We start from the raw sequence: 22103 nt of genomic DNA, 5'->3' as shown, positions 1-22103 counted from the left end.
CGCGCCGCCGCGGCGCGCAGCGCGTCGAGAAAAAGCCCTCATTTCGAGGGCTTTTTTGTTTTTGCCCGCCGCGGCGCCGATTGCCGGATCACGCGATCATCGTCGACGCCCACCCGAGCGCCGCGCTTGCGATCACGACGGCCCATGGCGGCACGCGCCAGAACACGAGCGCAACAAATGCGACGAGCGCCGCCGCGAAATCACTCGGCGCGACGATCGTCTCGCTCCACACCGGGTAATAGAGCGCGGCGAGCAGCAGTCCGACGACGGCTGCATTCACGCCCGCGAGCGCTGCCTGCATGCGCGCGCTTCGGCGCAAGCGTTCCCAGAACGGCGCGGTGCCCGCAACGAGCAGAAACGACGGCGCGAAGATCGACACGAGCGCGATCGTCCCGCCGATCCAGCCGTTCGGCGCATCGCGCAGCGACGCACCGAGGAACGCGGAGAACGTGAACAGCGGCCCCGGCACGGCCTGCGCGACGCCGTAGCCGGCGAGGAACGCCGAATCGCCGATCCAGCCGGGCGTGACGACCGCGGCCTGCAGCAGCGGCAGCACCACGTGTCCGCCGCCGAACACGAGCGCCCCGGTGCGGAAGAACGCGTCGACCACGGCGAGCGCATGCGAATGAAGCGCAGCCGCGGCGATCGGCAGCGCGACGATCAGCGCGGCGAACAACGCGAGCCACAGCACGCCCGCGCGGTGCGACACATGCAGCGGCAACGGATCGTGCGCGCCGCTCGCGAGCCGCGGCAACAGCATGAGGCCGGCTGCGCCGGCCGCGACAATCACGACGACCTGCAGCCACGCGGCCGGCACGAGCAGCGCGATGCACGCCGCGATCGCCATCAGCGTCACGCGGCGGGCATCGGGGCACAGTGTGCGCGCCATCCCCCATACCGCCTGCGCGATCACCGCGACCGACACGATCCTCAGCCCGTGCAGCGCGCCGGCTGCAACCGGCATGCCCGTCGCATGCACGCCGATCGCAAACAGCATCATCAGCAGCGCCGACGGCAGCGTGAAGCCGAGCCATGCGGCGAGCATGCCCGCGTAGCCGGCGCGCGAAAGACCGATTGCCATTCCGACCTGGCTGCTCGCCGGCCCAGGCAGGAACTGGCACAGCCCGACGAGATCCGCGTATGCGCGTTCGGTCAGCCAGCCGCGACGCGTGACGAACGCATCGCGGAAATAGCCGAGATGCGCGACGGGGCCGCCGAACGACGTGAGCCCGAGCCGCAGGAACGCGACGAACACGGGCCATGCATGGCGGGAAGGAGCGGTGACAGTCGATGTGCTCAAGTGCGTGTGCAGGAAAGGGCCTGAGGAAAGCGGTGCGAGCCGTCACGATAGCGCGATGCGATGACGGCGCAAACCCGGCGTTGCAGCGCCGTTGTATTCGCGACGTTGGCGCGTAATTGGTGCTGCGTCAGCTCGTGCGATCGGGCAGCCCGCTCGCGCGGCGCAGTGCGTCGACGTCGACGAGTTCGATCTCGCCGACGTGCAAGCGCACGACGCCGTCTGTCTCCAGCGCCTTCAGCAACTGGTTGGCGGTCTGCCGCGTCAGCGACAGCATCGCCGCGAGCTTCTCCTGCGACAGCCGAATACGGGTGCGGCCGGCGCTGATCCCGCCATATCCGTCGGCGATCATCAGCAGCCGCGCGGCGAGCCGTTGCGCGGCGGGCATCACGCTCATCGATTCGACGGTCAGGAAGCTGAGACGCAGCTTTTGCGCCATCAGCAGCGCGAACTGCCGCCAATATTGCGGTGTCGCGTCGAGCATCGCGAGCAACTCGGCCTGCGGCACATGCAACAGCAGCGTGTCGTCGAGCGCGATCGCATCGTGCGTGCGCGGCTGGCCGTCGAACAGCGCGATCTCGCCGAACCACGTGACGGGTTCGGCAACCGTCAGCAGCGCTTCCTTGCCTTGCGGATCGACCGCGCCTATCGTCACGGAACCGGCGAGCACCGCATACAGCCCGCACGGCGGATCGCCGCGCCGGAACAGCGCGTGGCCGGCAGGCAGGCGCCGCAACGTCGCGCGCGCGAGCAAGGCGTCGCGCAACGCGGACGGTAGCGCGGCGAACCACGGGCTCGCTTCGATCTCCGGCAAGTAGGGGGCAAGCTGCGACGGCATGGGCGCGCGATGTCGGGTAGCTGACAGAGGTTCTCGGGTTTGACGCGCATGATAGCGCTCAATGATCGTCCAGGAGACGCGATGAAAACGCTCGAAGATCACCTTTCCCAGTATGCGGCTTACCATCGCGACGCGCGCAACATCGCGACGCATCTGGTCGGCATCCCGATGATCGTGTTCGCGGTCGAGGTGCTGCTGTCGCGGCCGGCGCTCGGTACGCTGGCCGGCGTCGCGCTGTCGCCGGCGCTCGTGCTCGCCGCCGCGTTCTCGGTGTTCTACCTGCGGTTGGACCTGCGTTTCGGCGTCGTGATGACCGCGCTGTTCGCGCTCGGGCTGTGGGCCGCGCAGACGCTCGCGCTGCGGCCGACCGCGCAATGGCTCGCAATCGGCATCGGCGCGTTCGTGGTCGGCTGGGTCGTGCAGTTCGTCGGGCACTGGTTCGAGGGACGCAAGCCGGCGTTCGTCGACGACCTGGTCGGCCTGATGGTCGGGCCGCTGTTCGTCGTTGCCGAAGTTGCGTTCTTCGCAGGCCTGCGCGGCGACGTGCGTCGCGAAGTCGAGCGGCGCGCGGGCCCCGTGCGCGGCGGCGCGCATTCGCATGTGTGACGCGCCGGCCGGGGCGTCCGGCACGCGATTCCTGTGAACCGGTTGATGTCGGGCGCCGCCGCGGCCGGCCGGGGCTCGTGCTCGTTGTGGTCAATCGGCGCGTGACGATGCGGCGGCGGCCTGGCCGGCGTGCGGCGCGCCGCACCACGCGCGACGCGCAACGGCTAAGATGCGGGGTGCGTCATTCGACGTACACATCCGCGGAGTAACCGCCATGGCAGATCGCCTGACCCTCGATGCCTACGAAGCCCATGCCGCGCAATACGCGCAGGACTGGCTCGACCAGGCCGCCCCCGACGACATGTATGCGCTGCTCGAGCAGCATTTCTCTCCCGGGCCGACGGCCGACGTCGGCTGCGGCGCGGGGCGCGACACAGCGTGGCTTGCGTCGCAGGGATTCGACGTGCGCGGCTACGACGCGAGCGCCGCGCTGCTCGCCGAGGCGCGCTTGCGGCACCCGTCGCTCACGTTCGAGCTGGCCGCGTTGCCGGCGCTGGCCGGCGTGCCGTCCGGCGCATTCCGGAACGTACTGTGCGAGACGGTCGTGATGCACCTGGAGCCTGCCGATGCGGCTGCGGCGGCGGCCCGGCTCGCCGCGCTGCTGATGCCGGGCGGCACGCTGTACCTGAGCTGGCGCGTCGGCGGAAACGGCACGCTGCGCGACGAGCGCGGCCGCTTGTACACGCCGCTCGATGCGGCGCGCATGCGTGCGGCGCTTGGTCCCGGCATCCGCGTGATCGACGAACATGAGGTGGTCAGCGCCGCGTCCGGCAAGCGCGTGCATCGGCTGATCGCGCGTCGCGACGACGCCACCCCGGCCGCAGCGGGCGCCGCGTGAGCGCGGCGCGGGGCTTCATTCGCGGCTGAGCGCCGCTTCCCAGTTGATGTCCACGCACAGCACCTGCATGCCGGCCGCGGCCGGCGCGGCGATCGACGCGGTCACGCACAGATGCGCCTCGTTGATCGACAGGTACGGCGGCGTCAGGTGCACGCGGCCCGGCGCGCGCATTGCGTGAATGAAGTAAGGCCGGCGTTCCCAGCTCGCGCCTTCCGAGTGCAGCAGCGGTCGAAAGCGCTTCGCCCGCTGCGATATGCTGCCGCGCGCGAGCACGTTGTCGCCGATCTGGCGGCCCGATGCATCGAGCAGGAAGCAGCGCGCGGTTTCCGGCAAGCCGAGCACGGCGCCGGCGGCGTCGATCAGCGTTTCTCCGGCCGCGAGCTTCTGGCTCGCTTCCTCCAGCGCGGCAACATACGGCGCGAGGCGTTCGGCCTGCGTGCGTTCGCGCTGCGCGACACGCAGCCGCAACGCGGCCGACAGCGTATCCATGCAACCCGCGGCCGCCTGCGGTTGCACCGGGTCGACGCTCGGCCCCGCAAAATACTGCCCTTGCACGAAATCGACGTCGCATTCGAGCGCGATCAGCGCGTCGCGCTCGGTCGACAGGCCGCCCATCAGCACGAGTTGGCCGGATTCGTGCAGCAGCGACACGAGCCCCGGCAGCACGCGCTCCAGATGTGAGTGCTCGCTCGCCTGCGCGAGAATCCCGCGGTCCAGCGTGACGATGTCGGGGTGCAGGTGCCACACGCGGTCGATGTTCGAGTGCTTCGCACCGAAGCCGCCAAGCGCGATCAGGAAGCCGGCCTTGCGCAGCCCGTCGACGATCGCTGCATAGCGCGGCGTTTCGCCGCCCGCCTGTTCGGGCACCTCGAGGACCACGCGATGCGGCGGCAGGCCGAGTGCCTTGAGGTTGGCGAGCAGCGCATCGCCGTAGACGGTGTCCATCAGCGCGGCCGGGTGCAGGCTCAGGAAGAGCCATTCGTCGTGGCTGTCGAACGCATGGAAGTTGCCGAGATGCAGCGATTCGGCGAGCCTGCCGAGTTCGAGCAGGTCGCCGCGCCGCGCCGCCTGCGTGAATACCTCGTGCGACGCGACCTGGCGGCCGTCCTCGTCGTGCGCGCGCAGCGACGCGTGGTAGCCGATCGCGCGGCGGTGCGACACCGAGAAAACGGGCTGAAACACGCTGAACACGGTGTATGCGCCGTACAGCACGGTGCGCCGCTTGCCGTCGTCGCCCGCGACGGGGCGGGGCGGCTGGAAGCCGGGGGGATCGATGTCGATCATGCTCATGATGTCGGCCGAAGGAATACTGCAAGTTTACCTACAGAATAGGCCAGCAAGAAGCATGCACGGCAGCGTATCGCGTGCGGCTGCCCGCCGCAGCCGTCCCCCGTCCGCCGAAGCGCCGCGCGGCGCAGCGCCGCTGCACCGACATGGTGCGCGCCGCGCCGCCGTGGCCGCTGCACCGGCGCGCATCGCGCACATTACGTGCATGCCGGGGTCATGCGCGTTCGGAAGGATCGGTCTTCTGCTGCGCGCGGCCGCGGATCTCGGGCGCGAGCTGTGCGAAGATCCACGCGGACGCTGCCGTGATGATCCCGACGCAGATGAAGGTCGCGTGGAATGCGGGCAGCGTGTTGCTCGGCGTAACCGTGCGCAGCATGCCGGTGAAAGTCGCCAGCAGCGCGCCCGCGACCGTGACGCCGAGGCTCATCGACAGCATTTGCACGAGCGAGAACAGGCTGTTGCCGCTGCTCGCGCCGCCCGTGCCGAGATCCTTCAGCGTCAGCGTGTTCATCGCGGTGAACTGCATCGAGTTGAAGCCGCCGAACAGCGCGAGGTGGACGATCTTTACCCAGACCGGCACCGTGTCGCGCATCAGCGCGAAGCTCGCCATCATCACGCCGACCATGATCGTGTTCGCGAGCAGCACCTTCCGGTAGCCGTGCCGGGTGATCAGGTGCGTGATGATCCGCTTCGAGAACATCCCGGCCGCCGCGACCGGCAGCATCATCAGTCCCGCCTCGAACGCCGAATAGCCGAGGCTCACCTGCAGCAGCAGCGGAATCAGGTACGGCATCGCGCCGCTGCCGATCCGCGCGAACAGGTTGCCGAGCAGCCCCACGCTGAACGTGTGGATCTTGAACAGCTCGAGCGAGAAGATCGGCTGCGGCGCACGCACCGCGTACAGCCCGTATGCGACGAAGCACGCGAGGCTCAGGATCAGCAGCACGAGCACGGCCGCGTGCTGCATTCCGAGATCGGCGAGGCCGTCGAGCGACAGCGAGATCGCCACCATCCCGATCGTCAGCAGCAGATAGCCCTTGATGTCGAAGCGGCCGACGGCCGGATTGCGCGCGTCCGGCATCGAGTAGAAAGTCGCGACGCAGCCGGCGATGCCGACCGGCACGTTGATCAGGAAAATCCAGTGCCATGACGCGATCTTCACGAGCCAGCCGCCGAGCGTCGGCCCGATCAGCGGTCCGATCAGCCCGGGTATCGCGACGAACGACAGCGCGGGCAGATAGCGTTCCGCCGGAAACGTGCGTAGCACGGCGAGCCGTCCGACCGGCAGCAGCATCGCGCCACCGACGCCCTGCACGACGCGGAACGCGACGAGCTGTTGCAGCGTATGCGCGTTCGCACACAGCAGCGAACCGAGCGAGAACACCAGGATCGCGCTGAAGAACACGCGCCGCGTGCCGAAGGTGTCGGCGAGCCAGCCCGACACCGGGATCATCACCGCCATCGTCAGCGAGTATGCGATCACGACCGACTGCATTCGCAGTGGCGATTCGCCGAGGCTCACGGCCATCGACGGCAGTGCCGTGTTGACGATCGTCGCGTCGAGCGTCTGCATGAAGAAGCCCGTCGCAACGAGCCAGAGCATTACGGTGAGGTTCTTTTCGCCGGGAGCGGCGGCGGGGGGGCTTTGGAACATGACGGGGCCGGTGGCGCAAGACAGCCGTCATTGTAGGCAAAGCTGCCGTGCCGCGCAGGAGGGGTGCCCCTATGTGTTTCGTCAAGCGTTAGGGGCTGACTTGGGTTGGTAAATGGTGCCGTCGCGCAGCATGGCGAACAGAACGTCGCAGCGTCGCCGCGCGAGCGCGATGAGCGCTTGGTTATGACGCTTGCCTTGCTGGATCTTGCGCGAGTAATAGGCCCGTGAGACTGGGTCCCGCAAGGCCGCGAAGGCGGATAGGAACAAGGCGCGCTTGAGCACCTTGTTGCCGCGTCTGGATGGATGTTCACCGCGTATCGATGAACCTGAGCGTCGGGTAACCGGCGCGAGGCCGGCGTAGGCCGCCAGATGCGCAGCCGAAGCGAACGCCTTATGGGCGACCTCGGTCAGGAGTCTGGCGGCGGTCCTGACGCCGACTCCCGGCATGCTGGTCAGGACCGGCCAAAGAGGGTGAGCAAGCACCAGTCGTTCCACTTCGACAGCGACCTCGTCGCGCTGCTGACGCAAGGCTGCAAGCTGCTGGGCTAAACGGGGCATGACGATGGTGGCGGCTTGCGTGCCGGGCACGGTCACGGCTTGTTCGCTCAGTGCCTGAACGATTTCGGCCGCTAGGCCTTTGCCCATGCGCGGAGCGAGCTTGGTCAGGCGATTGGCGAGCGTCTTCTCGCCGGTGCCGGCAAGCGCGGCGGGCGACGGATAGCGCTCAAGCAGATCGAGTACCGCTGGATGGTCAAGGCGCGGTCCGAGAACACGCTCGAGCGCCGGATGGATCTGGGTAAGCAGGCCGCGAATGCGGTTGCTGGTTTGCGTGACCTGAGCGGCGAGGTCGTCATCGAAGCCGCAGAGCATGGTGAGTTCGGCGAGTTGCTCGTCGGCCAGTCGAAGCGAGCGCAGCGTATGCGGCATCGATCGAGCGGCTTCGGCGATGATCGCGGCGTCGCGGGCATCGGTCTTGGCTTCGCCGGCGTGCAAATCAGCGATGCGGCGCATGGCCAGTCCGGGCAGATAGGCGACGAGTACGCCTTCAGCGCGGGCGACGGCTACAGGAAGCGCGCCGATGGTGGAAGGCTGATCGACGACGAACAGCAGTCGACCGTGAGTCTTGAGTTCGGCGATGAGGGCGCGCAGCTTGGCCTCGTCGTTGGGTAGCGCCTTGTTGTACAGGCGCTTACCGTTCCGATCGAGTGCCACGGCGTGATGGTGGCCCTTACCGACATCGACGCCGACAAAGACATCGACGGCGTCACGTTGTTGAGTGTCTTGCATCGAAGTTTATGCAGAGTGAACGGATTGGCCTGCAACAACGGTGGCAAGTCTCGGCATCCACGTTACGGACGGCGTCGGGATATCCCGGCCAAACCCCTATCAGCGATCACCAGCCACCCACCAGGCCCGGTGACAACACCCCCCGGATCATGACTGCGACTGGGGGCGAGAACCATGCCGGGCCTGGCTGGCCATAGCCCCGATTATCGAGGCGTGAAGATAGTAACGGGGGCGCCCGCGTGTCCCCGGCCCACCCGATCAGGCGGACGCCCGTCCGTCCGCGGGCCGGTACAGTTCAGCCAAAAGTCTTCGAAGGCGTATCTGTCCGCTTGCTGCCGCCGTCCGAAATACTGGTGCCATCGAACCCACGCGATCTGGAGGCCGCCATGCGCGAATTGCGACTCTACGAGATGGACGGCAACGAGCCGGCCGGACGCTGGCGGATCGTCGATCGCACCGTGCTGCAGGTCGCGGACGGCGGCCTGTGGGCGACGGTCGAAGGCCGGCCGGACGATCATTGGCTGCGCGCCGGCGAGTCACTGCTGCTGGAGCCCGGCATGCGCGTGTGGATCAGCGCGGCTGCGGGCGGCGCGGTGTTCGCGTTCGGCCCGCAGGCGGCGCCGGCCGTGCAGGTGGCCCCTACGGCGTGGCGCCGGCTCGCCGCGTGGCGCGGCGGCCGCCCTCAGGCGGCCGCGACGCTGCCCACGTAGCGCGCGCGAGGCCGAATCAGCTTGCCGTCCGCATATTGTTCGAGCGCATGCGCGATCCAGCCGGCTGTGCGGCCTGCCGCGAACAGCGTGAACGCGGCGCCGTCCGGCAGCGCGAGCGTGCGTTCCAGCACCGCAAGCGCGAAATCGATCGTCGGCCGCAGCCCCGTCGCCGTCTCGACGCGAACGGCAAGTGCGCGGGCCATGCGTAGCGGCGCGCGGTCGGGCACTGCGGCGTGCAGCGCATCGAGCAGCGCGCGAGCGCGCGGATCGCCGTCGGGATAGAGCGGATGCGCGAAGCCGGACAGCACCGTGCGCGCACCGTCGGCCCGCTCGTCGTGCGCGACGCGCAGCGCGAGATAGCGGTCGAGATCGGCGGCGCGCGCCGCTTCGTCGAGCAGCGCGCCCGCGCGGAACGTCTCGCCGCCGTGACGCGGGCCCGACAGCGCGGCGAGTCCGCCGGCGACCGCGCCGAACAGATGCGTGCCGGTCGATGCGATGCAGCGCACCGCAAAGGTCGACGGGTTCAGTTCGTGATCGGCGCACAGCACGAGCGCGCGGCGCAGCAGGTCCGCTTCGTCGCGCCGCCGAATGCGCCACGCGGCGGCGAGTTGCCGATGCACGGGCGCGTTGCCGGGGGCGGCGCCCGCGAGCGCGGCTGCCGTTATGCGCAGCAGCAGCGCGGCCGTATCGAACTGCGCATCGCGCTCCAGCGCCCAAAGGCGCGGCAGCGATGCAGCGGCGGCGGGCAGCAGCACCAGCGCGCGCTCGAGCGGTGGCAGATGCATCCACCGACGAGTCCAGTCGCCCCACTGGGCGGCGTCGAAGCCGCCAGCCGCAAGCGACGTCGCCGCGAGCCGTGCCGGCGGACAATCCCATAATCGGGCGGCCGTTTCTTCGAGCGTCGCACTGTTCGCGAGCACGACCGCATCGACGCCGCGATAGCGCAGGCGGCCGTCGGCAATCTGCGTGATTCGCGACTCGAGCACCGGCACGCCCCAGTCGAGCGAACGTTCGGCGACGCCGCCCGCGCGTTTCGCATCGGCGCGGCGACGCGCGAGCAGACGCACCTCGTCCGCGTCGTAGCGGCGGCGCTTGCTCGCACCGTCGGGCAGCGAGCGCAGCAGGCCACGGCTCACGTACGCGTAAAGGGTGCTCACGCTGACACCAAGAATGCCGGCGGCTTCCGGTGCGCTGACTGACGTCATGCCGATCGCTCCTGTCGGGGCGCATGAAGCGCGGCCCGGTTACAACTATTCGTTATGCATTGATTCCCGCGATCAAGATTGATCGCACGTGCAGCGGATTCTAGACTCGTTTGCGTGTTCACGACGGCTATCCACCATGACACCCGAATTCGCATTGACCCGCTTGTGGCAGCTCGCGCGCGGCGAGGCCGGCGCACTCGCACGCGTGACCGTGACGGGGCAGGACCCGACGCTCCCGTCGACGTTCCATGTCGGCACGCTCGCCGCGGCGACGATCGCCGCGGCCGGCCTTGCGGCGGCCGAATGCCATCGCCTGCGCTCGGGTGTCGCGCAGCGCGTCGACGTGTCGGTGCGCGACGCGCTCGTCGCATTCCGCAGCGAGCGCTACCTGCGGGTGGACGGCGGGCCGCCGCCCGAGCCGCGCCATCCGGTGACGGGTTTCTACGACACCCGCGACGGGCGCTGGATCCAGCTGCATGCGAATTTTCCGCATCACCTGCACGGAATTCTCGACGTGCTCGGCTGCGGCCCGCAGCGCGACGACGTTGCGACGGCGATCCGCACGTGGGACGGCGCGATACTCGATACCGCGCTGGCCGACGCGGGGCTCTGCGCGGCATTGATCAGAAGCCCTGAAGAATGGGCCGCGCACGAGCAGGCGCGTGCACTTGCTTCGCTGCCGCTGTTCGAGATAGAACGGATCGGCGACGCGCCCGTCGAGGCGATCGGACGCGGCGAGCCGGACCAGCCGCTCGCGGGCGTGCGCGTGCTCGATCTCACGCGCATCATCGCGGGGCCGGTCGCGGGCCGCACGCTGGCGTCGCACGGTGCGCAGACGCTGCTCGTCAACGGCCCGCACCTGCCGAACATCGCATCGCTCGTGATCGACAACGGGCGCGGCAAGCGCTCGACTTGGATCGACCTGCGCGATGCCGCAGGCATCGCCGCATTGCGCGAACTTGCACGCGGCGCGGACGTGTTCCTGCAGGCGTACCGTCCCGGCGCGCTCGCGGCGCGCGGATTCTCGCCGCAGGCGCTCGCCGAGTTGCGGCCGGGCATCGTATGCGTGTCGGTGTCTGCGTATGGCCACGCGGGGCCATGGGCGATGCGGCGCGGCTTCGACAGCCTCGTGCAGTCGGCGAGCGGCATCGCGTGGCAGGAGCAGCACGCTGCGCACGCGGACGGCCCGCGCCATCTGCCTTGCCAGGCGCTCGATCATGCGACGGGCTATCTCGCGGCGTTCGGCGCGATGATCGCGCTCGCGCGCCGCGCGACGGAAGGAGGCAGCTGGCATGTGCGCCTGTCGCTCGCGCAGACGGGGCGCTGGCTGCAATCGTTCGGTGCGGTACCGGACGGCCTGCACGCAGCGGATTTCACGGCTGACGACGTGCGGGACCGGCTCGACCGGACCGCATCGCCGTTCGGCATGATCGATGCCGTGCGTGCGGCCGAGCGCCTGTCGGCAACCCCGGCGCGATTCGTGCGGCCGCCCGTGCCGCTCGGCACCGACGCTGCGCGCTGGCTGTAGGCGGGGCCGCCTGGCAGCGCGCGCTACTTGCGCAGTTCGACGACGAAATCGTAGTAGTCGTTGCGGCAGTAGGTGTCGGTGAGCTCGATCGCGCGCTGGTCGGCCGTATAGCCGATCCGCGTGATCAGCAGCAACGCGTCGTGCGGTGCGATGCCCATCTGCTGCGCGATCTCGTCGGTTGCATTGACTGCGCGGAAATGCTGCAGCGCGCGTACGATCGGCGTGCCGCGCGCTTCGAGATAGCTGTACAGCGAACCGGCGATTGCCTGCGGATCGGGAATGAGGGTGGCGGGGAACGTCGAGTTCTCCACCGCCATCACGATGCCATCGGCGAGGCGCAGGCGCTTCAGCCGTGTAACGGATGCTGCCGGCGACAGGCCGAGTTGAATTACTTCGTCGCGGTTCGCCGGCTGGATCTCGCGTTCGAGCCATTGCGAACTCGGCTTGAAGCCACGCCGCTCGAGCATCTCGCTGAAGCTCGACAGGCGCGACAGCGGATCCTCGTAGCGCGGCTGGATGAAATTGCCCGCGCCTTGCGTGCGGCGGATGAGGCCTTGCTCGACGAGCAGCGCGATCGCCTTGCGTGCGGTAATGCGCGACACGCCGAGCGCTTCGGACAGTACGCGTTCGGACGGCAGCGCCTCGCCGGCTGCCCAGCGATTGTCGTGGATCGCGTCGCCGAGCTTGCGCGCGAGCTGCAGATAGAGCGGCGTGTCGTTGTCGGGGTCGGGGCGCAGGTCCTGCCAGCGGTCGTCCGTGGGTGCCTTCATGGAATGGGTATCGATCAGGTTGCCGGCCATTCTAAGTCATCACGCGGCGCCGTTATAGCCGGTTTTTGCCGTGCGATAGGCGGGCAGCGCCCCGATTGACTACACTGGCCGATGCTTCGGCCGCGGTGCGCGGCCGTCTATCCGACGTGAGGAGCGCATGACAGACACGATCGCCACGGTCGTCCTGCCGGACGGCGAAACGATTCCGAAGCTTGGCCTCGGGACTTGGGAAATGGGTGAGCGGCCTGCGCGGCGCGCGGACGAAATCGCCGCACTGCGCGAAGGGATCGCGCTCGGGATGACGCTCGTCGATACCGCCGAGATGTACGGCGACGGCGCGACCGAGGAACTCGTCGGCGAAGCGTTGAGCGGCCTGCGCGACGACGTGTTCGTCGTCAGCAAGGTCTATCCGCATCATGCGAGCCGGCGCGGCGTGGTCGCCGCGTGCGACGCGAGCCTCAAGCGCCTGCGCACCGATCGCATCGATCTGTATCTGCTGCACTGGCGCGGCTCGGTGCCGCTGGAGGAGACGGTCGAAGGCTTCGAGTCGCTGCGGCGTGCGGGCAAGATCCGTCACTGGGGCGTCAGCAATTTCGACACGGCCGATATGGTCGAACTCGTCGACGAAGCGGGTGGTGGTGCGTGTGCGACCAACCAGATCCTCTACAACCTCGCGCGCCGCGGCCCGGAATTCGACCTGCTGCCGTGGCTTGCCGATCACCGCATCCCGGCGATGGCCTACAGTCCTGTGGATCACGGGCGGCTGCCGCAGCGTTCGCCGCTTGATGAAATCGCGCGTCAGCGAGGCGTTTCGGTCATGCGTGTCGCACTCGCGTGGGTGCTGGCGCAGCCGCACGTGTTCGCGATTCCGAAGGCATCGCGAATCGAGCACGTCCGCGACAACCGCGCGGCGCTCGACGTCGTGCTCAGTGATGACGAGCGCGCGCAGCTGGACGGGTACTTCCGTCCGCCGCGCAGCAAGCGCGCGCTCGAAATGCTCTGACAGCATCGGGTCAGGCGGTGCGTCGGTCAGTGGCCATGGCCGCCGTTACCGCCGGCGCTGCCGCTACCGTTGCCATTGCCGACGCCGTTGGCGCCACCGTTGCCGGCGCCGCCGCTCCCGTTGCCGCTGCCATTGCCACCACCGTTTCCGTGGCCGCCGGTGCCATGACCGCCGCCGCCGGAACCGCCGCCGGAGCCGCCGCCGGAGCCGCCACCCGAACCACCGCCGGAGCCGCCGCCGGAGCCGCCGCCGGAACCACCGCCGGAGCCGCCGCCGGAGCCGCCACCCGAACCACCGCCGGAGCCACCGCCGGAACCGCCACCGGAGCCGCCACCGGAGCCGCCACCGGAGCCGCCACCGGAGCCGCCACCGGAGCCGCCACCGGAGCCGCCACCGGAACCGCCACCGTGACCGCCGCCGGAGCCGCCGCCGGAGCCGCCGCCGGAGCCGCCACCGGAGCCGCCACCGTGACCGCCACCGGAACCACCGCCCGAGCCACCTCCGGAACCGCCACCAGAGCCGCCACCAGAGCCGCCACCAGAGCCGCCACCGTGACCGCCACCGGAACCACCGCCGGAACCACCGCCGGAACCACCACCGGAACCACCACCGGAACCACCACCGGAACCACCGCCGGAGCCGCCACCGTGACCGCCGCCGGAACCGCCCCCGGAACCACCGCCGGAACCACCGCCGGAACCACCGCCGGAACCACCGCCGGAACCACCGCCGGAGCCGCCGCCGGAGCCGCCACCGGAACCGCCACCGGAGCCGCCACCGGAACCGCCACCGGCGCCACCCCCCGAACCGCCGCCGGAGCCGCCGCCGGAGCCGCCGCCGGAGCCGCCGCCGGAGCCGCCGCCGCCGGAGCCACCGCCGGAACCACCGCCGGAACCACCGCCGGAACCACCGCCGGAACCACCGCCGGAACCACCGCCGGAACCACCGCCGGAACCACCGCCAGAGCCGCCACCGGAGCCACCTCCGGAACCGCCACCGGAGCCGCCACCGTGACCACCGCCGGAACCACCGCCGGAACCACCGCCGGAACCACCGCCGGAACCACCGCCGGAACCACCGCCGGAACCGCCGCCGGAACCACCGCCGGAACCGCCGCCGGAACCACCGCCGGAACCACCGCCGGAACCACCGCCGGAACCACCGCCGGAACCACCGCCTGAACCGCCGCCTGAGCCGCCGCCTGAGCCACCACCGGAGCCACCACCGGAACCACCACCGGAACCACCACCGGAACCACCGCTGGAGCCGCCACCCCCTCCATGTCCACCACCGCCGTCGCCGCCACCCGAAGCCCCGCCCCCGGAAGTGCCACCTGAACCCCCACTGCCGGAGGCATTGCCCCCGCGGCCTGTACCGCCGGAACCGTTCGTCCCGCCGACGCCGGCCGGGCCCACGGCGCCGTTGCCGTTGTTGCCACCGCTGCCCGTGCTGCCACCCGAGCTGCCTCCTCCGCTGCCACCGGCCCCGTTGCCGACACCGCGGCCGGCATACACGTGTACCGCACAAGCAGCGGGATTGGCACCGCACGTCGCCGCGTTCTCGGCCAGCATCATCACGGCGTCCGCGCCGCTGTCCGCATTGGCTGCGGCATCGGGCACCTGGGTTGACGGGGTAGTCGAGGAGCCGTTATCCGGCAGTACAGTCACCGGAACCACGGCTGTCGCGTCCTGCGCGCTGGCATACGAGCAGCACGCAATCGCGGCTGCGGCCAGCAGGGTCATGCGATAGCATCGTCCCGTCACGCGGGACGATTGTTTCGTTATGCTCATCATTGGCCTCCCGATGCGCGCGATGCCTCGTCACGCGCGTTCATCAACGTGTGATGCAGGGGACCAGCAACGATGCATTGTCGTTTCGGCAGCCGACACGTATCGGACCGGCACAGGAGGCCCGTCGCTAACACGAGTCGGCACGCGGGCCCGCCGTGCGAATCCGTTACCGCGAGATTCGTGCCATCGGCTCGCTATGCCCACGGCGCAAGGCGCGGCCGGATCCCTGGCAACCGGGGGAAGTGCCGTGTCGGGTTTTTGTTTCGGAAGTGAAACGTCTGACTACGGTCAGCGTGCCGTCGCATCGGCAGCGCGCAGCCACCGGTGGCACAGGATCGATGCGATCCAGCCGATCAGAAACAGCGCGACGATGCCGTAACCGATGGTGCCGAAATGCTCGCCAAGCGCATCGAGCGCGTCGCGCACGGGGCCCGTCAGCGACAGCTTGTCCGCGAGCAGGCCGGCCGCCTCGATTCCGCCGACCGCGAGCGCGACGGCGGCGGACACGAGCGTGATGCTCGCGTTGTAGAGCAGCTTGCGCTGCGGATCGTCCATTGCCCAACCGTATGCATGAATCATCAGCACGTTGTCGGTGGAGTCGATTAGCGTCATGCCGGCCGCGAACAGCGCGGGAAACAGCATGATCGTGTAGACCGGCAGCGCATGGGTCGCCTGAGCGGCCGCGATCGCGAGCAGCGCGATTTCCGTTGCAGTATCGAAACCGAGGCCGAACAGTACGCCGACGGGATACATGTGCCAGCTCTTCGACACGAACCGGAACAGCGGGCGCAGCAGCCGCGCCACCAGGCCGCCCGTGCGATGCGTGTGGGCGGCGCCGTGCGCGTGGCCCGGCGCGCCGCGATAGCGTCGCCATACGTCGCGCAGGATCGCGAGGTTCATCCCCGCGAGCACCAGCAGGAACGTCGCGGACACCGCCGTGCCGATCGTGCCGCCGATCGCGCGGAATGCGTCGAAGCGATCGCGCAGCGCGAATGCGGTCAGCGCGATGCCGAGCGTCGCGGCGATCACGATCGTCGAGTGGCCGAGCGAGAAGAACAGGCCGACGGTCATCGGGCGCTGCCCGTCCTGCATCAGCTTGCGCGTCGCGACGTCGATCGCGGCGATGTGATCGGCATCGACCGCATGACGCAGCCCGAGGCCGTATGCGATCGCCGCGGTACCGAGCAGCAGCGGATGGTCGCGCAGCACCGCGAGCGCCCACAGCCAGACGGCGGCGTTCGCGGCGATCAGGCCGGCATACAGCATCAGCAGCCGGCGCAGGGCAGGGGTGGTCGGCATCGGGGCGTTTCCATCGGACGAATCACGATGGATTGTGTCATGCGAAAAAAAATGCCGGCGTGGCGGCCAAAAAGACCGCCCGTGCGGTAGACGAAAAAAAGCCCATCCGGAACCGGACGGGCTTCGACTAACGGCAGCGTACTGCCCCGTGCTTACTTCGCCTTCGCACTGATCACCGCTTCCGACACGTTCGTCGGCGTTTCCGCGTAGTGCTTGAACTCCATCGTGTAGGTGGCGCGCCCCTGCGTCGCGGAGCGCAGCGATGTCGAATAGCCGAACATCTCGGCGAGCGGCACCTCGGCGCGCACGAGCTTGCCGCCGCCGCCGGCGATGTCGTCCATTCCCTGCACGATGCCGCGCCGGCTCGACAGGTCGCCCATCACGTTGCCCATGAAGTCCTCGGGCGTTTCGACCTCCACCGCCATCATCGGCTCGAGCAGCACCGGCTTCGCCTTGCGCATCGCTTCCTTGAACGCCATCGAGCCGGCCATCCGGAACGCGTTTTCGTTCGAGTCGACGTCGTGGTACGACCCGAACGTCAAGTGCACCTTCACGTCGACGACCGGGTAGCCCGCAAGCACACCCGACTTCAGCGTGTCCTGGATGCCCTTGTCGACCGCCGGGATGTATTCGCGAGGAATCACGCCGCCCTTGATCTCGTCGAGGAACTCGTAGCCTTTGCCCGGGTTCGGCTCGAGCGTGATCACCGCATGCCCGTACTGGCCGCGGCCGCCCGACTGCTTGACGAACTTGCCTTCGACGTCGGCCGCCGTCGTGCGCACCGTTTCGCGATACGCGACCTGCGGTTTGCCGACCGTCGCCTCGACGCCGAACTCGCGCTTCATCCGGTCGACCAGGATTTCGAGGTGGAGCTCGCCCATCCCCGAAATGATCGTCTGGCCGGATTCCTCGTCGGTCTGCACGCGGAACGACGGGTCTTCCTGCGCGAGGCGGTTCAGCGCGAGGCCCATCTTTTCCTGGTCGGCCTTCGTTTTCGGCTCGACGGCCTGAGAGATCACCGGCTCGGGGAATTCCATCTTCTCGAGGATGATCGGTTTGGCCGGATCGCACAGCGTGTCGCCCGTCGTCGCTTCCTTCAGGCCGACTGCCGCCGCGATGTCGCCCGCGCGCACTTCCTTGATTTCCTTGCGCTCGTTCGCGTGCATCTGCAGGATCCGGCCGAGCCGTTCCTTCTTGTCCTTCGTCGCGTTCAGCACCGTGTCGCCCGATTCGACGACGCCCGAATACACGCGGAAGAAAATCAGCTGGCCGACGAACGGGTCGGTCATGATCTTGAACGCGAGCGACGAGAACGGCTCGTCATCGCTCGGATGACGTTCCGCCGGCTTTTCCGGATCGGCGAAGTCGTGGCCGAGAATCGCGGGCACGTCGACCGGCGACGGCAGGTAGTCGATCACCGCGTCGAGCATCGCTTGCACGCCCTTGTTCTTGAACGCGCTGCCGCACAGCATCGGCACGATCTCGTTGGCGATCGTGCGCTGGCGCAGCGCGGCCTTGATCTCGTCCTCGGTCAGCGATTCATGGTCGTGCAGATACTTCTCGAGCAGTTCCTCGCTCGCTTCGGCTGCGGCCTCGACCATCTTCTCGCGCCATTCGTGCGCGAGATCGACAAGATTCGCCGGGATGTCCTCGTACGTGAATTTCACGCCCTGGCTTTCGTCGTCCCACACGATTGCCTTCATCTTCACGAGATCGACGACGCCCTGGAAATGATCTTCCGCGCCGATCGGAATCTGGATCGGCACGGCGACGCCCTTCAGGCGCTCGCCGATCTGCTTCTGAACGCGGAAGAAGTCGGCGCCGACGCGGTCCATCTTGTTGACGAACGCGATGCGCGGCACCTTGTACTTGTTCGCCTGACGCCACACTGTTTCGGACTGAGGCTGCACGCCGCCGACCGAGTCGTAGACCATGCACGCGCCGTCGAGCACGCGCATCGAGCGCTCGACCTCGATCGTGAAGTCGACGTGCCCGGGGGTGTCGATGATGTTGATCCGGTGTTCCGGATAATTGCCGGCCATGCCTTTCCAGAAGGCCGTGGTCGCGGCCGACGTGATCGTGATGCCGCGTTCCTGCTCCTGCTCCATCCAGTCCATCGTGGCCGCGCCGTCGTGCACTTCACCGATCTTGTGGCTCACGCCGGTGTAAAACAGGATGCGCTCGGTCGTCGTGGTCTTGCCGGCATCGATGTGAGCGCTGATCCCGATGTTGCGATAGCGCTCGATGGGGGTTTTGCGGGGCACGTGAACCTCCTGGTGGTTCGGATCGTAAGGGGACCGGCTGCGGCCGGCCCGGACGTGGAACAAGCGAGATTTAAAGGATAGCGCTTGTCGGTGGCTTTTGCAGATGCGGGCGCCGTCGGCCGAATCAAGGCGGCCGCCGCTGTCGGGCCGTAAAAAAAGCCGGCGCGCTGCGAGCGGCCGGCTTCGGTCGATGCGCGGGCGGCGCCGCCCCGTTCGCCGTTATTACGGCTTGGGCAGCCCGTCGAGCTTCATGCCCGGCTTGATCCCCTTCGCGGCGAACCAGCCCTTGCTCATCTCGAGCGCATAGACGCCATTGTTGCGCGGGCAGTGGTTGTCGGTCGTCTCGGCCTTCATCTCGTCGATGTCGGTAATCGTGCCGTCCGCGCGAATGAACGCGATCGACAGCGGAATCAGCGTGTTCTTCATCCAGAAGCAGTGCACGGCGTTCTCGTTGAATACGAACAGCATGCCTTCGTTCGGCGCGAGCTGTGACCGGTACATCAACCCCTGTTCGCGGTCGGCGTCGTTTGCGGCGACGGCCGCGTCGATCACGTACATGCCGGCGCGCAACTTCACGCGCGGGAATTCGCTCGGTTGCTTGGCGCCGGGCGGGATCTGCGCGTGGGCGGGCTGCATGCCGAGTGCGAGGACGGCGAGCGCGGCGGGAAACACGGCGGCGCGCGCAAGGCGGCCGAGCGACGAGCGCAGGGAGAATCGCACAGCAGGGCTCCTATCTGGAAAACAAGACCCGCATGGTACGCGAAGCGCGCCGGCGGGCACAAAAAGAAAAAGGCAGATCGCCTCGCGGTGATCTGCCTTTCAACGCCGTAAGAACGGCAAGACTGCGTGTTCTTGACTGCGTTATTACAACCAGCTTGCTTAGTTCGAAGCAGCTGCCGGAGCTTCGGCTTCGCTAGCAGCCTTCTTAGCTGCGTGGTGCTTCTTTGCGTGGTGCTTCTTGGCAGCCTTGTGCTTTGCCGGTGCCGAAGCAGCTGCCGGAGCAGCAGCCGAAGCAGCTTCCGGAGCCGAAGCTTGTGCGAAAGCAGCCGTTGCGAAGAGACCAGCGACCAGAGCAGCGATCAGTTTGTTCATGTTGTGTTCCTCAGCTTTAGTTAATTAACCAAATGACCCGGCAATAGGAGTCATGTCGTCTAACGGTGCCATCCACCTTTCGGTTGACAGACGCTTCGAGAAATTTCTCTTTGCGCTGCGGGCGCCGAATCGTATTCGAAGAAAGCGTCGCTTTCGTGACGCAAACACGCAAATACCGGTTCGGCTGCCAATGCCGGATAGCTAAGGGTGGCATCTGCGTGGTTTAACGCACGATGTTCGCCGGCGGTTGACGAAAAAGATGACGAAAAATCGCGCGTCGCCGGAACCGTCATCCAGCGTGTGCGAAACCGTCCCACGGCGCGCGCGGCGGCAGTGCGATTGTTTCGCCCGGTGCAATGCCGAGCGCGAATATGTCGAGTGCGCCGATGCCCACGCGCACGAGACGCAACGTCGGGAAGCCGACCGCGGCCGTCATCCGGCGCACCTGCCGATTCTTGCCTTCGGTGATGGCCAGCTCGATCCACGTCGTCGGAATCGCCGCGCGGTAGCGGATCGGCGGGTTGCGCGGCCACAGTGAGTCGGGCGGCTCGATGAATTCCGCCCGGCACGGACGTGTCACGTAATCGCCGAGATCGACGCCGCGCGCGAGCGCCTTCAGGTCGGCCGGCCCCGGTGCGCCGTCGACCTGCGCCCAGTAGCGCTTCACGAGCTTGTGGCGGGGTTCCGCGATGCGCGCCTGCAGCGCGCCGTCGTCGGTGAGCAGCAGCAGGCCCTCGCTGTCCGCGTCGAGCCGGCCGGCCGGGTAGACGCCGGGCGTTTTTACCCAGTCGCCGAGCGACGGCCGCGTCTCGTGAGCGGAAAACTGGCAAATGGTGCCGAACGGCTTGTTGAGGGCGATCAGGGGCATGGCGGGGCGCGCCCGGCGTGCCGCCGGAGGCGGCGCGGGCGGTCTATGGCAAATGGCGGAATCTTAATGCATAATACGGAACGGCAAGTCCTCTGTCTTATATAAGACATAAGGGAAGACTTGATACGCAGCGTCGCGCTTCGTGCCGCCGCGCCCGGTTGGGGCGCTAGAATAGCGGCTCGCTGTTGCCGTCACGAGGGTGGCGAAGGCCGCCCCGCGGCGCGCGCAGTTTCGACCAGCATCACCTGCTCAGCCACGTCACTGGAGTCGATCATGCCGTATCAGCACATCAAGGTTCCGGAGGGCGGTGACAAGATCACCGTCAACAAGGACTTCTCGCTCAACGTTTCCGATCAGCCGATCATTCCCTATATCGAAGGCGACGGTACGGGCTTCGATATCACGCCGGTCATGATCAAGGTGGTCGACGCGGCTGTCGCGCATGCATACAAGGGCAAGCGCAAGATCCACTGGATGGAGATCTTCGCGGGCGAGAAGGCGACGAAGGTGTACGGTCCGGACGTGTGGCTGCCGGACGAAACGCTGCAAGTGCTGAAGGAATACGTGGTGTCGATCAAGGGGCCGCTCACGACGCCGGTCGGCGGCGGCATCCGTTCGCTGAACGTCGCGCTGCGCCAGGAACTCGACCTCTACGTGTGCCTGCGCCCGGTCCAGTACTTCAAGGGCGTGCCGTCGCCGGTGCGCGAGCCGCAGAAGATCGACATGGTGATTTTCCGCGAGAACTCGGAAGATATTTACGCCGGTATCGAATGGGCCGCGGGCTCCGAGCAGGCGAAGAAGGTGATCAAGTTCCTGCAGGACGAGATGGGCGTGAAGAAAATCCGCTTCCCGGAAACCTCCGGGATCGGCGTGAAGCCCGTGTCGACCGAAGGCACCGAGCGTCTCGTGCGCAAGGCGATCCAGTACGCGATCGACAACGACCGCAAGTCCGTCACGCTCGTGCACAAGGGCAACATCATGAAGTTCACGGAAGGCCTGTTCCGTGACGCCGGCTACGCGCTCGCGCAGAAGGAATTCGGCGGCGAACTGATCGACGGCGGCCCGTGGATGCGCGTGAAGAACCCGAAGACGGGCAGCGAGATCGTCATCAAGGATTCGATCGCCGACGCATTCCTGCAGCAAATCCTGCTGCGCCCGGCCGAATACGACGTGATCGCGACGCTGAACCTGAACGGCGACTACATCTCCGACGCGCTGGCCGCGCAGGTCGGCGGCATCGGGATCGCGCCGGGCGCGAACCTGTCGGACTCGGTCGCGATGTTCGAGGCAACCCATGGCACGGCGCCGAAGTATGCGGGCAAGGATTACGTGAACCCCGGTTCCGAGATCCTGTCGGCGGAAATGATGCTGCGCCACCTCGGCTGGACGGAAGCGGCCGATACGATCATCGCCGCGATGGAAAAGTCGATCCTGCAGAAGCGCGTCACGTACGACTTCGCACGCCTGATGGAAGGTGCGACGCAGGTTTCGTGCTCCGGTTTCGGCGAAGTGCTGATCGAGAACATGTAAGTCCCCTTCCGGGGTAGGCCGGCGTAGAGCCGGCCGCCCCGGCGCCTGCTGCCGGGCGCCGGGGCGTTTCGTGAACGGCAGGTTTGTTGGCAGGGCGGTCCGGCGTGCGGGCCGCGGCGCCGCGATGCGGCCCGGATGCCCTGCAAGGTAGAACATGACGGCCCTCGCAACACCGCCGCCCGGCTGAGCCGGCGCGCCCCTTTCGCGACCGACCCGGTCGCTCCCCGCCGGTTACCG

19 protein-coding genes are annotated in these 22103 nt (G+C 67.9%); 7 read left to right on the top strand and 12 right to left on the bottom strand.

Translation table 11 applies throughout. From position 1 onward, the window contains the following. Window positions 1–88: 88 nt before the first annotated feature. Window positions 89–1300, bottom strand: coding sequence for a chromate efflux transporter (gene chrA / locus WK25_RS12340; RefSeq protein ID WP_069241680.1), 1212 nt, complete (start codon window positions 1298–1300; stop codon window positions 89–91). 127 nt (window positions 1301–1427) lie between these two features. Then, the gene (locus WK25_RS12335) at window positions 1428–2135 is read right to left on the bottom strand and encodes a Crp/Fnr family transcriptional regulator (RefSeq protein ID WP_069241679.1); all 708 of its coding nucleotides are present in this window, start codon (window positions 2133–2135) and stop codon (window positions 1428–1430) included. A gap of 81 nt (window positions 2136–2216) precedes the next feature. Here WK25_RS12335 and WK25_RS12330 point away from each other — a divergent pair, with 81 nt between their 5' ends. Beyond that, complete coding sequence (locus tag WK25_RS12330; RefSeq protein ID WP_059547962.1) at window positions 2217–2741, top strand: DUF962 domain-containing protein; 525 nt, start codon at window positions 2217–2219, stop codon at window positions 2739–2741. Between the two features lie 214 nt (window positions 2742–2955). Continuing rightward, on the top strand, window positions 2956–3579 hold the full coding sequence (locus WK25_RS12325; RefSeq protein ID WP_040141583.1) for a methyltransferase domain-containing protein: 624 nt from the start codon (window positions 2956–2958) through the stop codon (window positions 3577–3579). Between the two features lie 15 nt (window positions 3580–3594). Here WK25_RS12325 and WK25_RS12320 read toward each other — a convergent pair whose 3' ends face one another. The 3 genes from WK25_RS12320 to WK25_RS12310 all read right to left on the bottom strand — a co-directional run bounded on the left by WK25_RS12320 (window position 3595) and on the right by WK25_RS12310 (window position 7807). Then, the gene (locus WK25_RS12320; RefSeq protein ID WP_069241678.1) at window positions 3595–4869 is read right to left on the bottom strand and encodes an EAL domain-containing protein; all 1275 of its coding nucleotides are present in this window, start codon (window positions 4867–4869) and stop codon (window positions 3595–3597) included. A 211-nt stretch (window positions 4870–5080) separates the two neighbouring features. Beyond that, window positions 5081–6520, bottom strand: a complete 1440-nt coding sequence (gene mdtD, locus WK25_RS12315) for a multidrug transporter subunit MdtD (RefSeq protein ID WP_069241677.1) — start codon at window positions 6518–6520, stop codon at window positions 5081–5083. A gap of 81 nt (window positions 6521–6601) precedes the next feature. Beyond that, a complete protein-coding gene (locus tag WK25_RS12310) occupies window positions 6602–7807 on the bottom strand; it encodes an IS110-like element ISBma3 family transposase (protein WP_069240966.1) in 1206 nt (401 codons plus the stop codon). Window positions 7808–8193: 386 nt separating this feature from the next. On the opposite strand from WK25_RS12310, the gene WK25_RS12305 reads away from it, so the two are divergent. Beyond that, window positions 8194–8517 carry a DUF2917 domain-containing protein gene (locus WK25_RS12305; protein ID WP_040141578.1) on the top strand — a complete coding sequence of 108 codons (324 nt, stop codon included), beginning with the start codon at window positions 8194–8196 and terminating at the stop codon, window positions 8515–8517. Here the strand turns inward: WK25_RS12305 and WK25_RS12300 are convergent. Next, on the bottom strand, window positions 8490–9722 hold the full coding sequence (locus tag WK25_RS12300; RefSeq protein WP_069241676.1) for a citrate/2-methylcitrate synthase: 1233 nt from the start codon (window positions 9720–9722) through the stop codon (window positions 8490–8492). The two genes, WK25_RS12305 and WK25_RS12300, sit on opposite strands and share 28 nt — an antisense overlap. Before the next feature lie 136 nt (window positions 9723–9858). Here WK25_RS12300 and WK25_RS12295 point away from each other — a divergent pair, with 136 nt between their 5' ends. Continuing rightward, window positions 9859–11250, top strand: a complete 1392-nt coding sequence (locus WK25_RS12295; RefSeq protein WP_069241675.1) for a CoA transferase — start codon at window positions 9859–9861, stop codon at window positions 11248–11250. A gap of 23 nt (window positions 11251–11273) precedes the next feature. Here WK25_RS12295 and WK25_RS12290 read toward each other — a convergent pair whose 3' ends face one another. Continuing rightward, window positions 11274–12020, bottom strand: coding sequence for a GntR family transcriptional regulator (locus tag WK25_RS12290; protein ID WP_040144783.1), 747 nt, complete (start codon window positions 12018–12020; stop codon window positions 11274–11276). A gap of 157 nt (window positions 12021–12177) precedes the next feature. On the opposite strand from WK25_RS12290, the gene WK25_RS12285 reads away from it, so the two are divergent. Both WK25_RS12285 and WK25_RS32325 read left to right on the top strand, forming a co-directional pair. Next, a complete protein-coding gene (locus WK25_RS12285; RefSeq protein WP_040141573.1) occupies window positions 12178–13023 on the top strand; it encodes an aldo/keto reductase in 846 nt (281 codons plus the stop codon). A 35-nt stretch (window positions 13024–13058) separates the two neighbouring features. Next, window positions 13059–14204: a hypothetical protein gene (locus tag WK25_RS32325; RefSeq protein ID WP_217265979.1), complete on the top strand. Its 1146-nt coding sequence runs from the start codon at window positions 13059–13061 to the stop codon at window positions 14202–14204. Between the two features lie 897 nt (window positions 14205–15101). On the opposite strand, the gene WK25_RS12275 is transcribed toward WK25_RS32325, so the two are convergent. From WK25_RS12275 to WK25_RS12260, 5 genes are all read right to left on the bottom strand, one after another. Next, window positions 15102–16112, bottom strand: a complete 1011-nt coding sequence (locus WK25_RS12275; protein ID WP_069241673.1) for a HoxN/HupN/NixA family nickel/cobalt transporter — start codon at window positions 16110–16112, stop codon at window positions 15102–15104. Between the two features lie 152 nt (window positions 16113–16264). After that, on the bottom strand, window positions 16265–18376 hold the full coding sequence (gene fusA / locus WK25_RS12270) for an elongation factor G (protein WP_040141565.1): 2112 nt from the start codon (window positions 18374–18376) through the stop codon (window positions 16265–16267). Between the two features lie 222 nt (window positions 18377–18598). Beyond that, window positions 18599–19096 carry a DUF192 domain-containing protein gene (locus WK25_RS12265; protein ID WP_040141563.1) on the bottom strand — a complete coding sequence of 166 codons (498 nt, stop codon included), beginning with the start codon at window positions 19094–19096 and terminating at the stop codon, window positions 18599–18601. 159 nt (window positions 19097–19255) lie between these two features. Next, the gene (locus WK25_RS30315) at window positions 19256–19468 is read right to left on the bottom strand and encodes a hypothetical protein (protein WP_006398520.1); all 213 of its coding nucleotides are present in this window, start codon (window positions 19466–19468) and stop codon (window positions 19256–19258) included. A 289-nt stretch (window positions 19469–19757) separates the two neighbouring features. Next, window positions 19758–20336, bottom strand: coding sequence for a pseudouridine synthase (locus WK25_RS12260; RefSeq protein ID WP_069241672.1), 579 nt, complete (start codon window positions 20334–20336; stop codon window positions 19758–19760). 273 nt (window positions 20337–20609) lie between these two features. Here WK25_RS12260 and icd point away from each other — a divergent pair, with 273 nt between their 5' ends. Next, window positions 20610–21866, top strand: coding sequence for an NADP-dependent isocitrate dehydrogenase (gene icd / locus WK25_RS12255; RefSeq protein WP_040141560.1), 1257 nt, complete (start codon window positions 20610–20612; stop codon window positions 21864–21866). Window positions 21867–22103 lie beyond the last annotated feature (237 nt).

Origin of the sequence: Burkholderia latens (assembly GCF_001718795.1) — a bacterium.
GTDB classification, from domain to species: domain Bacteria; phylum Pseudomonadota; class Gammaproteobacteria; order Burkholderiales; family Burkholderiaceae; genus Burkholderia; species Burkholderia latens_A.
The sequence above is the reverse complement of the archived record's forward strand: the minus strand, read 5'-3'. Positions and strand labels throughout refer to the sequence as shown.